Annotated in this window: 11 protein-coding genes and 1 pseudogene; 3 read left to right on the top strand and 9 right to left on the bottom strand. The window is 53.1% G+C overall.

What is annotated here, in order from left to right; all coding sequences use genetic code 11:
- Window positions 1–18 precede the first annotated feature (18 nt).
- The 9 genes and pseudogenes from AC16KF_RS14010 to AC16KF_RS13970 form a co-directional block, all read right to left on the bottom strand.
- The gene (locus AC16KF_RS14010) at window positions 19–1611 is read right to left on the bottom strand and encodes a sigma-70 family RNA polymerase sigma factor (protein ID WP_484037951.1); all 1593 of its coding nucleotides are present in this window, start codon (window positions 1609–1611) and stop codon (window positions 19–21) included.
- Window positions 1612–1762: 151 nt separating this feature from the next.
- Entirely contained in the window at window positions 1763–3718 is a 1956-nt protein-coding gene (gene dnaG / locus AC16KF_RS14005; RefSeq protein ID WP_484037950.1) for a DNA primase, read from the bottom strand.
- 135 nt (window positions 3719–3853) lie between these two features.
- Window positions 3854–4114, bottom strand: a complete 261-nt coding sequence (locus AC16KF_RS14000) for a hypothetical protein (protein WP_484037949.1) — start codon at window positions 4112–4114, stop codon at window positions 3854–3856.
- A gap of 163 nt (window positions 4115–4277) precedes the next feature.
- Window positions 4278–4550: a DUF5647 family protein gene (locus AC16KF_RS13995; RefSeq protein WP_484037948.1), complete on the bottom strand. Its 273-nt coding sequence runs from the start codon at window positions 4548–4550 to the stop codon at window positions 4278–4280.
- Complete coding sequence (glyS, locus tag AC16KF_RS13990) at window positions 4550–7600, bottom strand: glycine--tRNA ligase subunit beta (RefSeq protein WP_484037947.1); 3051 nt, start codon at window positions 7598–7600, stop codon at window positions 4550–4552. The genes AC16KF_RS13995 and glyS overlap by 1 nt, the downstream gene beginning before the upstream one ends.
- A gap of 157 nt (window positions 7601–7757) precedes the next feature.
- A complete protein-coding gene (locus AC16KF_RS13985) occupies window positions 7758–9104 on the bottom strand; it encodes a toll/interleukin-1 receptor domain-containing protein (protein ID WP_484037946.1) in 1347 nt (448 codons plus the stop codon).
- Entirely contained in the window at window positions 9101–9328 is a 228-nt protein-coding gene (locus tag AC16KF_RS13980) for a hypothetical protein (protein WP_484037945.1), read from the bottom strand. Before AC16KF_RS13980 ends, AC16KF_RS13985 begins: the two co-directional genes overlap by 4 nt.
- A gap of 184 nt (window positions 9329–9512) precedes the next feature.
- Window positions 9513–9725, bottom strand: a pseudogene (locus AC16KF_RS13975) (type II toxin-antitoxin system HicA family toxin).
- 2 nt (window positions 9726–9727) lie between these two features.
- The gene (locus tag AC16KF_RS13970) at window positions 9728–9925 is read right to left on the bottom strand and encodes a type II toxin-antitoxin system HicB family antitoxin (RefSeq protein ID WP_484037944.1); all 198 of its coding nucleotides are present in this window, start codon (window positions 9923–9925) and stop codon (window positions 9728–9730) included.
- Between the two features lie 376 nt (window positions 9926–10301).
- On the opposite strand from AC16KF_RS13970, the gene AC16KF_RS13965 reads away from it, so the two are divergent.
- Genes AC16KF_RS13965 through AC16KF_RS13955 form a run of 3 tightly spaced genes read left to right on the top strand, consistent with a single transcriptional unit; the run spans window position 10302 to window position 14725 of the window.
- Window positions 10302–10775, top strand: a complete 474-nt coding sequence (locus AC16KF_RS13965) for a hypothetical protein (RefSeq protein WP_484037943.1) — start codon at window positions 10302–10304, stop codon at window positions 10773–10775.
- Between the two features lie 13 nt (window positions 10776–10788).
- Window positions 10789–13029, top strand: coding sequence for a tetratricopeptide repeat protein (locus AC16KF_RS13960; RefSeq protein WP_484037942.1), 2241 nt, complete (start codon window positions 10789–10791; stop codon window positions 13027–13029).
- Window positions 13022–14725, top strand: a complete 1704-nt coding sequence (locus AC16KF_RS13955; protein ID WP_484037941.1) for a 2'-5' RNA ligase family protein — start codon at window positions 13022–13024, stop codon at window positions 14723–14725. Before AC16KF_RS13960 ends, AC16KF_RS13955 begins: the two co-directional genes overlap by 8 nt.
- The last annotated feature ends 18 nt before the right edge of the window (window positions 14726–14743 follow it).

Raw genomic sequence — 14743 nt, 5'->3', positions numbered from 1 at the left:
CACCTGCCCTACAAAGGGTTACCCCAAATAATCCCTCAACTGCCTGCTCCGCGAGGGATGCCGCAACTTCCGCAACGCCTTCGCTTCGATCTGGCGGATGCGCTCGCGGGTCACATCGTAAAACGCGCTCACCTCTTCGAGCGTGTGATCTTTACCATCTTTCAAGCCGAATCTTAATTCCAGCACTTCGCGCTCGCGGTCGGAGAGCAGATTGAGCGCGCTACGAACCTGCGCGCGGAGCATCTCGCGCGTGGCGGAATCCAACGGCGAGGGCGCGTCTTCGTCTTCGATGAAGTCACCGAGCGAACTGGAATCCTCATCGCCGATGGGACCGTCGATCGAGATAGGCTCCTCGGCGGAGCGAAGCACGCGGTCTACTTTTTGCATGGCGGAGTCCAGCCTGTGTTGCAGAGCGGAGTCCAGCGGCTGTTCCTCTGAATGCGCGCGCAAGATCGCTTCCACATCCACTGCGGGGAGATAGCCCACTTCGATGGCTACTTCTTCGGTGGTTGGCGCGCGTCCAAGTTGCTGTGTGAGGGTGCGTTGAACGCGCATCACGCGGCTGATGGCTTCGAACAAATGCACAGGGATGCGGATCGTCCGCGCTTGCTCGGCGATGGAGCGGTTGATGGACTGTCGAATCCACCAGGTGGCGTAGGTGCTGAATTTGAATCCGCGGCGCGGGTCGAACTTGTTGACCGCGCGCATCAACCCCAAACTACCCTCTTGAATCAGATCTTGGATGTTAATGCCGCGATTCAAATATCGTTTCGCCACGCTGACCACCAACCGCAAGTTCGCGCGGATCAACGTCTGGTTCGCCTCCACCGCGCGGGCTTGAGCCGAGTCCATTTCTTTGCGGAGGATGTCGTCGGTGGGCAGATGATTGAACAGAGTCCGCTGGTTGGGAAAATCGTGATGCGAGTTAAGATGCTTGAGGAGCCAGTCGGCATACGCGGGCGGAAGCAGGTAGAGGCTGAGAAAGACCGAGTACGCTTGTCGGGCGATGCTGTTCCACAGTTCGTCCATCCCCCACATCCCATTATCCAGATAGTTTCTCAGATACGAAGGTTCCTTCGATTCGGAGGAGGCGCATAACGCTTTCGCTTCATTGAGAAGGTAAACAAGATTCGGCGCAACACTGTTGAGCCGCGCCGTGTCTTCGAGCAGACGTTCCCACGAGGTGAGCATTTCGGCGATGAGCGCGTGGTAGATGGCGCATTCGGTCGTGAGCCCCTTGCGAAGCGGATGACGACTCAGCGACACGATCAGGCGATTCGCTTCGATCATCGTCGCCAGATGGAACTCGCTGGTGGCGTCGAGCAATTTGACTTGACCGATCTCGCGCAGGTACAAACGCACGGGATCGTCGGCAAGTTCGGCGGCGAACGCGGGGTCTTTCAGGTCGAGCGGTTCATCCTCAAGCAACTCTTCTTGTTGCGAAAGCGCGTTGACATCGGGGTCTGGAGAATCGTCGCGCGTCAATTCAGGCAGTTCGTTCAGCATGGCGTCCATGTCCACAGGCAGGGACGAATCGGAAAATTCCGCGTCGCGCGGTGTTCGTTCATCTTTTTGGTGATTGTCCGATGCGGCCCGTTTGTGTTCTGCCATAGTCCCATTTACCAGACGCCATCTCACTTGGATTGTTACGAGTACGAAAAATCGTTTTTACCACGAAGTACACAAAGGTCACGAAGGTTTAAACCCTAAAGTTTTAAAAACTTTGTGTACTTCGTGTCCTTTGTGGTTAAAAAGCCTTTTATTATTCCAACCTTTTGACCGCCATTTTTCGGTGCGCCTGATCCAGGTCGCGCAACAGCCGCGTATGCTGTAACACCAAGTCCTGATACGACGATGCGCGCGCATCCCCGCTCTCGTGCGCCTCTTCCTGCAAAAACCGCAACTGGTTGATGTTCTCCCCCGCCGCCACCCGCCGCAACTTGATCACGCCGCGCAATAATTCCTCGAGCAATTTTTCATCCAACTGTTTTTGCCTCTCCGCCTCTTTCACCAACTCGCGCGAACGCGCCTGCAGAGACTCGGGCAACGCCTCCACCACAAAATCGTGATGCTCCGTTTTATCCTGCTCCACCGACTCGCGGATCAACCCGAACAACAACTGATTGTCGGTATAGTCAAAATCTTCGGCGGTCAACGCGATCAAGCCGAACTCCTGCAACGACCGATCCAGCCGATACAACAACTCGGGCTTTCTGAACAACACGCCGATCACATATTCCTCGACCGCTTTACTGGACGAAACCGACACTGTGACAGGCGATACGGATTCGCGGACTTCAATCTTCTCAACCTGCCTCGGTCGCCTCACTCGCGGATACTTCGACCCGCTCAGTACGCCGCCTTGAGCCTGCGTCGCCAGTAGTGAACGTTCATCCACTCTCAGCATCCGCGCCAACGCCTGACGATACGTGTCGCGTTCCAACGCGTTGGGCAAGTCTTCAATTAAAGGAAGCACCTGCGCGGCGATACCATTCTTCACCTTCGGGTCGTTGATATTTTGTCCCGCCGCGAGAGTCTCCATCACATGCGTGACGATGGGCTTCGCGCCTTCGATCAACTTCTTCCATTCATCTTTATCGCGCGCGACGATCTCATCAGGATCGAGGTCATCAGGCATGGTCGCCACGCGCAAGTCTGCTTGCAAACGCGACTCATTTTTTAGTAATCCACGCGCATCAAATCCCAACTCCCCTTCTTTATCCATGGCTGAACGCGCCGCGTCGAGTCCGCGTAGCACGGCTTTCTGTCCTGCGGTGTCAGGATCAAGCGCGAGGACGATCCGCCGCGTGAATTTTTTCAACAGTCGCATCTGGTCTTCGGTCAACGCGGTGCCCATTGGCGAGACGACGTTTTCGTATCCCGCCTGATGCAAGGCAATGACATCGAGATAGCCTTCGACGATGACCGCTTGGTCGGCAGTCCGAATCGGTTTGCGCGCGCGATCCAGCCCGTAGAGCAGGCGTCCTTTTGAGAAGATCGGCGTTTCGGGCGAGTTCAAAAATTTCGGCACGTCGTTCGGGTCCACGATGCGCGCGCCGAATCCCGCCATGCGTCCCTGCTCGTCGCGGATGGGAATCATGATGCGGTTGCGGAAGCGGTCGAAAGAACGAGACTGGAGATTGGAGACTTGAGATTCCGATTCGCGGACGGAGAGCATACCCGAATCAATTAAGTCTTGTTCGGTGTAACCGCGTTGGGTGAAATGTTTGAGGAGGTTGTCGTAGCCTGCGGGTGCGTAACCCAAGCCGAATGTTTCGATGGTTGAGTCGGTCAATCTGCGTTTTGTGCGGAGGTAATCGAGAATATCCTTGTTGTTGAACAGATGAGTCCGATAATAAATGATCGCATCTTCCAACAACTTGCGGAGATTTTCATACGCTTCTTTTTGCTCAGGCGTTTCGCGCTGGTATTCTTTTAATTCCACGCCTGCGCGCGCGGCGAGTTTTTGCAGAGCCTCTTTGAAATCCAACCCCTCGCGCTTCATCACGAACTTGAAGATGTCGCCGCCCTCGTTGCATTGACCGAAGCATCGCCACGTCCCCGTCTCGGGCCAGACGACGAACGCGGGCGAATGTTTGTTATCGTGAAACGGGCAGAACCCCGTGTAATTCTTCCCCGCGTGGCGCAGTTTGACTCCCGCCTCCGAGACGAGGTCAACGATGTCTATTTTGGATTTGATTTCATCAATGGTGGACATGGGGTTGAAGTAAACAGTTATCAGTGATTAGTAAGCAGTGGCTGAATTATAGACGCAATCGAGAGTTTGACACATTAAAAGAAGAAGGGCAGACATTTGCCTGCCCTTGCTATAAACTTTGAACTTCAACTGACGTTAATCGTCTGGACTGTCGTGGTCGCAACCACCGCCTTCACCTTGATACGAACTATCGTTATATGAATTGAGGTTCTGTTGACCAGTGAAGCCCGCGCTCCGAACGTGGCTCATGTCGGGCAACAAGCCTGCGGTGGTGAAGGCTCGCTCCCCGCTCAGACTGGCTCGCGATGCCGCCGCTTGCACAGTCGCAAACACCGCTAGAACGACCACAATACCGATCAACAGGGAAACAGCGATCCGAACTTTTGACTTGGACATGATTTTCTCCTTTTCAAAAGACGTTGCATTGACGAAGAGAGCGATGCGCGAATTGGCTGGTTGCATCCCCGTTTGACGATGACGGGATTATACCCAACAATGTCCGATTAGACAAAACTCTTAAGCATCCCTAATTTATGAAGCCTTCGAGTTTGTTCGCCTGTTAAGCGGCAATCGGCACAAAGATGCTTGGTTCGGATGTGATTTTTTCCGAAATTGATTTAACTCGCGCCAAAACAACTGGCTTGTTCTGCCTGCCATGTTTCTTGAGTAATTCGAGATTGAATAAGGTGATCTCCTGATCATCTTCAGGTAATATCACCAATTCAAAATCATCAGGCAAGACCTCAAATACTTTTGGGTGGTCAAGCAAATAACTCATAATTTGTCTTGATAAGGCGAAGTTTCGCTCAACAATTTCAGAATTTGTTGTCATTAGAACCCTTCGAGTTTGCTCAGATCGGCGATGCCTTTTGATAGCACGGCGATTTGTTGCAGTAAGCCGAGACGATTCTCCTGCAATTTCTTGTCATCTGCCATCACCAACACTTTATCAAAGAACGCGTTGATGGATGGGGTTAGTTTGACGACGATCTCGAATAGTTCGTCCACAGTTGATGGTTGATGTTTGACAGTTTTCTGGAACGCGGCGAACAAATCTTTTTCTTCTTTTTCGACAAAGGCTTTCTCGGTGACTTTGAATGTCTTTTCCTGATCGCGCGTGATGCGGACACAACGCGCAAACGCGGGCAGGATCGTGGACCAGTCCTCGCGTCCGACCCACGCTTGAAGTTGCTTCACCGCCCGAGCGGACGCCGCAGGGTTGGCGGACTGCTCCGCAAGCACGGCTTCGACCACATCGTGCTTGTAACCAGCGTCTTTCAAGACAACAGATAAACGACCAGCGATGAATTCCAAAATAGTATTTTGGGTGCCATCGTCGACCTTTATGGGCTGTGTCAGCGCCGAACGCTTCACCGCTAGCGCAAGGTCAACAGCGATATCATGTTCGATCAACGGTTGGACAATCCCAATGGCGGCGCGGCGCAAGCCAAACGGGTCTTTCGCGCCTGTGGGAGCCAACCCTGCGGCAAAAAGCCCGACGAGTGAATCGATTCGATCAGTCAGCGCAACCGCCAAACCGATCTTCGAACGCGGCGCGGTTTGATATTGTTCGGCGATCGCTTGCGCCACCTCTGGAGCCTCTCCGCTCCGCAGTGCATATTCACCGCCGATGATTCCTTGCAACGATGTCATTTCGGTAACCATTTGCGTTGCAAGGTCTGCTTTACAAAGATACGCGGCGCGTCCGAGATGCTTGATCGTATTCAAGTCGCCTTGATATCCTAACAACGCGCCGATCTCCGCGCCAAGTTTCAGGATGCGGTCCGATTTATCGAGCATCGAGCCGAGTTTGGTGTGGAAGGTCAACGAGGCGAGTTTTGGGCGGAACTCTTCCAGTTTGAGTTTGAGGTCTTCGCGGACGAAGAAGTTGGCGTCGGTGAAGCGCGCGCTCAAAACGTGTTCGTTGCCCTGACGGACGATGTCCACGCCGATGTCGTCTCCGTTGCGGATGGCGATGAAGTGCGGGAGCAAGGTTGAAGGTCGAAGGTCGAAGATCGAAGGGTCGCCCGACTTTTGACCTTCGACTTTTGACTGGACTGGAAAGTATCTCTGGTGTTTCTTCATCACCGAGATCAGCACATCACGCGGCAATGAGAGGAATTCATCGTAGAATCCGCCCATGACGGCGGTGGGCATTTCGATGAGGTTGGCGACTTCGTTGAGCAGTCCATCTTCGATGAGCGCTTCCCCACCGACCAGCGACGCGGCTTGTTTGACCTGCTCCACGATGGATGCTTTGCGTTCTTCTTTATCGAGGATGATTCCTGCTTCACGGATAATACCGAAGTATTTATCTGCCGAGGGGATTTTGATTTCGGGAGAGTCGTATGGGCGAAGTCCGCGTGAGGTGTTGCTTGAAACCACGCCTGCATATTCAAACGGAATGACCATATCACCGAACAATGCCACATACCAGCGAATCGGACGCGAGAATGAAACGCCTGAATCATTCCAGCGCATGGATTTTTCAAATTTGATTTCAGCGATGAGTTTCGGCAACGCTTCGGCTAACACTTCGGGAGTCGGGCGTCCCTTTTGTTTGACGACGGCGAAAACGTATTTGCCCCCCGCTTGCGCGTGTTCGCGGACTTGGAGGTCTTCGACGTTGATTCCGTTTTTCTTTGCAAAGCCAATCGCCGCTTGAGTGTAAGTCAAACTTCCAGTTTGACCCGCAGACAAACTGGAAGTTTGTCGTACGATGGCTTTATCCGCGGGGGGACCTTTGACCTCCTCTTCACGGTCGGGCTGAGTCGGGGAAAGTGAATCAACCGCAATGGCGAGTCGACGCGGGGTTGCGTAGATGCGGATATTTTCGTGTTCAAGATAAAGTTCGTCGAGGAGATTCGGGATGCGAGTTACGAGATACGCTTGGGCGGAGTCCACATCGGCGGCGGGGAGTTCCTCAACTCCAATTTCCAAAACGAAGGTCGAAGGTCGAAGGTCGAAAGTCGCAGGAAGGTTTTGACCTGTAACCTTTGACTTTTGACTCTCTTTCAAGAGCGGATACTCCAACTCTTTGCGCTGTTCCTCATATCCCTCCGCGACGCGGCGGGCGAGTTCGCGCATCCGTCTGAAAAACGCCTGACGTTCGGCGACAGAGATCGCGCCGCGGGCGTCGAGGATGTTGAAGGTGTGCGAGGACTTGAGGACATAATCGTGCGCGGGAACGAGCAAACCTTGCGCGAGACAGGCGTCGGCTTCGGCGGAGAAAAGATCGTACATCTGACGGGCACGCTCGACGTCGGCGACTTCGTAATAATATTTGGAATGTTCGAACTCTTCGCGGCGGATGATCTCGCCGTAGGTGACGCCTGCGCCCCACTCTTCGTCCCAGATGGCTTTGGCGTTGTTGAGCGCGATGAGGATGCGTTCAAGCCCATAGGTGATCTCGACCGAGACGGGGTTGAGCGCCACGCCGCCCATCTGCTGGAAGTAGGTGAACTGCGTGATCTCCTGCCCGTCGAGCCAGACCTCCCAACCCAAACCCCACGCGGCGATGGCGGGCTGTTCCCAGTTGTCCTCCACAAAGCGGATGTCGTGCTGACGCGGGTCAATGCCGAGCGCCTTGAGCGAGTCGAGATACAACTCTTGCGGATTTCCTGTATCGGGCTTGAGGATGACTTGAAACTGCGTGTGCTTCTGAAAGCGATTCGGGTTCTCGCCATAACGCCCGTCATCGGGGCGGACAGACGGCTCGACGTACGCCACATTCCACGGTTCGGGTCCGAGCACGCGCAGGAAGGTGGACGGGTTCATCGTCCCTGCGCCGACTTGGGTGTAGTAGGGCTGGGTGATCAGGCATCCGTGCGATGCCCAGAAGGATTGGAGGTTGAGGATGATGGATTGGAAAGTTGAAGACATGAGTTATCAGTGATTAGTGATTAGTGATCAGTTTTGGGTGAGGGGATTATAACTGATGAAAAAGACAATGGACGATTGACCGTTGGCTGTGGTTTATCGTCCATCGTTTGAAATGCGGTTCACGCTACGGGGGAGGTTGATTTTGTTCTGGAAAGTTTTACTCGGCTGATATATTCACAGTATATTCGTAAATCTTATAGCCTGCCTCGAATGTTTCTCTGCCATCGTTAATTGCCTGTGAAATGGTCATCGTCTGAGTAAATACGTAAGTCCCTGGCTTCCAATCTCGCATGACGGTCTCGTAAGTCCGACACTTCCAACCTTCATAGATGGGATCAGAATTCTCAAATATGACTGTTGCTAGCTGTTCCTGCGGAATCACCTGACCATCCGCATCAAAGATGATGCTGATCTTTGTCATGTTTTGCTCCAACACCTCGTCGGTCACTGCACACCAAAACCAGCGCCAAAGAATCGGAACATCAGTAGTCGAGTTAACCGTGAAAGGTAATGTACTATTGATTCTGTTTCGCTCTTCTGTTGAATATTTCTCAACAGCCAATTGCCCCAAAGTTCTCAAACTTGGAGCTATTTCCAATACCTCTTGTGGGTCTACGATTGTGAATTTTGGTTCAGGGGCAAATGTCACTGTTGGCGATGGAGTGGCTGGGCGAGATGTCAATGTAGCAGTGACCGTTATTGTTTCGGTTGCAGAGGGTGCGAGAGGAAACCATTCTTCAACTATCGGCGAGCCAAGCAACGCGGCAATAATTGTACCAGCCAAACCAATCAAAGCAACAATGACTGCTGTATTCGGCTTGTGTGACGGTTTTGTTTTCTTGGGTTGCTGTTTTTCAGGCTCAGTTTTTTTCTGTTCGCCAATGTTGATCACATTGCCACTGCCTGAAACGATCACACTATCAGAAACATCACCACCAACACCAACTTTATCTTGTGAAGGCTTCGGTGTCTTAATTTCAGCCTTTTCTTCTTTCGGTTCGGGAGGTTTCTTTTCTTCAACAACCTTTTTTATCTCAGCGGTCGTTTCTCCCTTTTTTGGCAATTCCACTATCGCGCGTTCCAGTTGTGAGGCGCGCAGTTTGAGCGCTTGCATCAACTTTGTGTAACCCGCCTTTTCGTACAAATTCACTGTCTGGTATTTTTTCAAACCAAAAGGCAGGTCGCAATCTTCCAGCCGCGCAGGGATGATGAAGATGCGTCCCTCGGGCATTTCCATTGCCTTGTCCAGCGCGAACTTGATCTCTTTTTGAACATATCCCTCTTTGTCCACGGAGTTGGGAGAAAGGCAAATGATGATCGCATCCGAGGAAAGCAACGCCTTGGGTATCTCCACTTCCCAATTCTGCCCAGGGATCAAATCCTCCGCGTCCAGCCACGGTTGCACGCCGCGTCGCTTCAGGGTGCGGTACAACTCGCGCACCTTCGGCTTGTCCGCGGAGGCATGGCATAAAAATACTTTCAAGGGGCGTTTTGCGTCGGTCATGTCTGTCCCGTTTTGGCGTTCAGACTGGCTAACCGCGCCTGAAGTTCGATCATCGTCCGATTGCGCTCATTCCGAAACACGGACTCGGTCTCCCGCAGCCACGGTTCGAATTCAGCCATTAACGCAAAGAATTGCCGCGCACCCTCCTGCGGGGATAAAGCGCGCAATAAACGAGTCTCTTCGGCGTGAACGGCGTCCCAATTTGCGGGAATGTTTTTCAACATGATTTTTACAATTCTATTCGTACGTTCGATTTATTATACCCGTTCAATGTTGCACGCCGCGTCGCTTCAACCCTTCGATCGCGAAGCACTCAGGGCAGGCGTGCGGTACAACTCGCGCACCTACGGCTTGTCCGCGGAGGCGTGGCAGAGGAAGACTTTGAGGGGGCGTTTGGCATCGGTCATGTTAGAGTAATTTCTTGAACTCTTCGATGGTCAACCCCGCGTCTTTGATAATTCCGCCCATCGTGAAAGCATTGATCGGGTTATTGCGCGGGATAATGATAATGCGGTCATCTTTCGCCATCGAAATATGCTTCCCTTCACGGATGACACGAAACCCCGCTTTCTCAAAAGCTTTTACGGCTCACTGGTGTTGAACTCCCGCCAATTTGGGCATGATTACACGGGAACTTCAACCAAACGGGTTTCTTTATCTCGATTCAGAATATCAATGGTTTCAAGATAAGTTTGAATCGCATCTTTGATATTTTCAATCGCTTCCAGTTCGGTTTCCCCTTGCGACCAGCAACCTGGAAATCCAGGCACCCAAACGGCAAAGCCTTCGTCCGTTTCTTCGAGTCGGATTTTGTATTTCATGGTCAAATCTCCTGAACGATGTTGCAATTATACCTCTATGAATTTCCATTTCGTAATTTTGACGCGTCCAGCCACGGTTGCACGCCGCGTCGCTTCAGCGCGCGGTACAACTCGCGCACCTTCGGCTTGTCCGCGGAGGCGTCCCGCAAGGGGATGATATGGCAGAGGCTTGTCCTGAGCCTGTCGAAGGGAAAACTTTGAGGGGGCGTTTGTCCATAAAGGATGAATTATGAAGGATGAAGGATGAAAGGCGACGCGCTCATTTCAGAGACGCGTCGCTTCAAACTCCCAGACCATCATCCCCACCGTGATTTGAACGCCTGCGAGCGTAGCGTCTCATTCCTTCCTGTGCTACAATGAATCAACAGGAGGCGTTATGTTGGATGCGATCGAACTCCCTATTTTGTTGAAAGCGATTGACTTCATATTTGATGAGGGGCGTAAAATTCTGGAGGAACGTCGGGAACGGCGGAAGGCGAAGGACGCCCCTGCCCCCGCAGAGGAAAAGCCAGCCGAAGCCGAACCAGCCCTCCCCGCCGTTCGAAACGAGTCGAAGAGTGCGATGGAGACGAAGGCGGAATCCAAAGAGGAATTGCTTTCTGTCAAAGTGGATGAGGGTCTGTGGAAGAATTACGAGGCGGAAGTCGGGCATTTGGTGAGGCTGTTGCAAACGTACTCGCAGAATTATCAGATCGCAAAAGAACAATATGCGAAATGGGGAAGCGCACTCGTGCCTCCGATCGTGGTGCATACCATGACCGAGGCGGAAGACGCCATGATCGAAACCATCGAACAACTTGAGGCGGCGCTTTCCAAGTTGTATAACAAGGATATTCGGATCATCGAGTAAACCGAGGCTGTCTATGAATCAGGAAGATATTGCTCATCGTGAAAAGATGATCGATCTCCATAAAAAGAATCTCTACGCGCTCGAAGAGATGCTCGCAAAGTACGGCGCCGACCAGCCGCTGCATCTCATCAACAGCGTTACGATGGAACGGGAGGCGATCGCGCGCTACGCCAAAGAGATCGAGGGGTTGACCTCCAGCGGCGCGCGCGAAAGAACGGACTCGTTCTCGAACCTGCCGAGACGTCATTATTTTGTCGGGCGGGAACCAGAGATCAAGACCATCCTGCAATCGCTCAGCCCCAACAGCCGCACGTTTATCATCGGCATCGAGGGCATCGGCGGCGTGGGAAAATCCGCGCTTGCCATCGAAGCGAGTCATCGTTGTGTCGAGGCGGATTTGTTCGAATCGGTCATCTGGATCTCGGCGAAGGAATCGGTGCTCACCCTGCACGGCATCGAGCCGATCATTCCGGAAGCCAAATCGTTTTCCGATATCCTGATCACCATCGGTTCGAGTTTGGGGAATCCGACGATTGGGAATATGCCGATTCACGAGCAGATCAAGCAGGCATATAACCTGCTGGCGCGGCGCACCACGCTTCTTGTTCTGGACAATTTCGAGTCGCTCTCCAAAACCGAGCAACGCGACATCCTCGACTTTTTGCGGCGTTCGCCGATCACGCTCAAAGCGCTCGTCACCTCGCGCGAACGAGTGACCGAAGGGCAGATCATCCGCTTGCAGGGATTGTCGTTCGACGAAAGCAACGCCCTGCTGAAATGGGACGCTCAACAGAAAAACATCCAATTGACCAAAGAGCAAAATAAATATTTAGCGGAACACACCGGCGGGCTTCCGCTCGCGTTGTTGTGGGTACAGGGACAGATCGCCGTGCTGGGGTATTCCGCCGCGCAAGTGCTGGATAAATTGAGCATGGACGCGAATATTCCCGTCCTGCAATATTGTTTCAATCACAGTTGGGAGTTGTTGCGTCACCACAATGAAAAGAAATTGCTATATCTCCTTGCCTTGCAACCTGAAGCCGTTTCGAGGGAGGCGTTGAGGGAAATCTCCGGCATTGAAGATGAGGACAGTTTCGAGGTCGCCGCCAGCGATCTGTTGCAGTTCACCCTCATCGAACTCGAACCGGACCGGGATTATTTCAGCATCCTGCCTCTCACGCGCAGGTATATCCGCACCCAATTTACCGGTGATCGGAAATTCATTCAGCAGGCTGAGTTGAAGATCGCGCAGTATTATGCCGCGTTGATCTCGCAACGCAGTGACTTCACCGAGTGGCGCGGGTACGACAAACTCTTAGCAGACAGGAACAACATTTTGAGCGCCGCGCAATGGTGTTACAAATCCATACAGAAGAAACTGCCCGGCACAAGTTCCTTGACCAAGAAGACGAGGGGGATTGCCGAATTGCTGGTGCAGATCGGCGCCCAGTTCGGGAGCGTGCTGTGGCAACGCGCCTACTGGTACGACCGTCTCACGCTCGCGCACGCCTCGCTCCGCGCGGCAAACCTGCTCTCCGATTGGAAATCGGTCAGCACATTTGCGCGCAACATCAGTTGGATCTATTTTTATCAGGGCGATTATCTGCGGGCTTTGCGTTGGGCGGAGGAATCGCTCTCGGCAACCACGATCACGCGGGACGGGCTGTTGATCGCGGCCGCGCAGAGATTGATCGGCACCGTGGAACTTCGGCTGGGGAATTTCGAGCGTTCGGAACAAATGTTGATGGATGCGCTCACGACCAGCGAACAACACGCCGACGACGATTATGGGATCTACAGCAAAGGCTTTGCGCAGTTTGGTCTCGGCGATCTTGAGAATGAACGAGGCAACATCAAGCAAGCCGGGGCGTGGTACCAGAAAGCGCTGGAAACGTGGCAGGACCCCGTGCGGAAAGACCCGGTGCGCCACATCAGTTACGCGTACAACGGGCTGGGCTTTGTCGCGCTGAAGGAAAAAAAATACGAAGAGGCAGAGCGTCACTTCAAAGAGGGGATCCGCTCTGCCAATGAATTCGGTCGGGTGGAGGAACTGGCGCGCGGTCAACTGGGGCTTGCCGCGGTGTATCTTGAATCGAATGCCGAGCCCAACGCCGCGCTCAGCCTGGTTAACGAATCAATGGAAGGGTTTCAACGCCAGGGGATGCAACACGAGATTCGGCTGGGACAAGAGTTCCTGCAAAAGATATTCACGTTGCATCCGCACCTGGCGGTAAATCAACAACCGCATGGATAACGAGCAAAAAATTTTTCTGCAAGCCTTCAAAGAGTTAGAGACCTTGTTCGAGGCGTTACCGATCCATGAGGCGCAACGCCAGCCTTTGAAAAGTATCCTCTCCGGCATACTGAAAAATGCCAAAAATCTGGCGTTATACGATCCCATCACGCATGCGCTCAACTCGCGCGCGGAGAAATGGCTCATCCCCGCCGGGCATACAGGCATGGCAAAGGTGGACATTTACGACCTGCGACAGGCGAACAAAGTGTATGGCGCCGCGGCGGTGGACTTGGAACTGCATAAACTGGCGTTCCAATTTATGTACATCTTTACCTCCGACCAGGGCGACTTCGTCCGCAGGTCGCCGGGCAGCGACGAGTTCCGCATCACCTCCACATCGAAGACCCCGCGAGAGATCAAACGCATGTTGTCGAAGTTGTATGCGGATCAAGAACGCGACTCTCTCCTGACGTGGGACTTTGGCGCGGGGATGACCGAAACCGAGGCGGAGCATGAACTCCAGAAACAACGCCGAGCCTACCGCCCCATCGTCGTCAGGCAGACCATCCTGGAAAGCCATACCGAAATTCCCGCGCGCATGGAGGAAGTCAATCTCCATCAAAGTTGGCATGAGTTTAATATGCCTTACGAAACGCTTATCGATAAAATTTGTTTGTTGAACCTGCCGGTCAATTTGGAACAACAGGTGATCGAACAGGTTCGAATCACGCAGAGCGTTGTGGAAAGCATCGTCACCCGCGAACCGCTCACAGACACGCTCAATGGGTTGGGCGCGAGGTGGTACGTTGAAAATAAAGCCATCCAATGCATTGCCCTGACGGACATGATCAATATGCACGAGGGGAATGCCCGCTACGGAAGCGCCGCCATAGACCAGGATCTGAGGCGATTTTCAAATGTGTTGGTGAAACACTTCCCGAAAGATGAAGGGTTCCTGCTCTTCCGCTCGGAACGGGCGGGAGACGAATTCAAAATCACTTCCACCGCCGACGATCTGCCCAAACTGGAAGACAGGCTTCGTACCGTTTGGGAAAAAGACAAAAGTCACGGGTTGCTTGCGTGGAATTACGGCGCCGGCAGGAATATCAATGAAGCGCATGTGGCTTTGTATAGGAATCGCGTGAAGGAAACCGAAATTATGAACTTGTCATCGTCAGACGGTAAATCAACCTTCATCATTGTCCGGCCCGAGAGCGAAGACTACCCAAAGTTATTCCAACTTTCAGAAGATACTGCCCGCCTGATCAACGGGACGCCGATCATGGATATTCACATGACCATTCAGGCGATCCGCAATGTGAAGGATTTTTCGGCTTTGAAGGAGCGCCTGACGGAGTATGCGCGGAACTTGCCGCCCCTTGAGATCAGCGTCAGAAGCATTGCGCGGATGAATGTGCACAGCCAAAAGGGCAGGTTATGGCTGTTGGCTGAAAAAACACCGGCGTTGGAAAAAATCTACAACGAACTTGCCCACATCGCCCAAGACATGGGATACGAAGCGTATCCGTACGCGTCCAGCGATTGGCTGCCCCACATCAAGATCGTTGATATGCCGGAGAACATGTCGCCGCAGATCAAAGACCCCACGTTTGGAACCGGGCGAGGGTTATCCTTCACCGTGAGAAGTTTCGAATGGACCGTGCAGATGGGCGCCGAACGTTGGGATCTGCTGGACCAATTCCCCTTCGGGTAATGACCGGTTGAGCCCCCG

The sequence above is a fragment of the Candidatus Defluviilinea gracilis genome, assembly GCF_057138825.1.
Note: the sequence above shows the minus strand (reverse complement) of the source record. Positions and strands in the feature narration are given on the sequence as shown.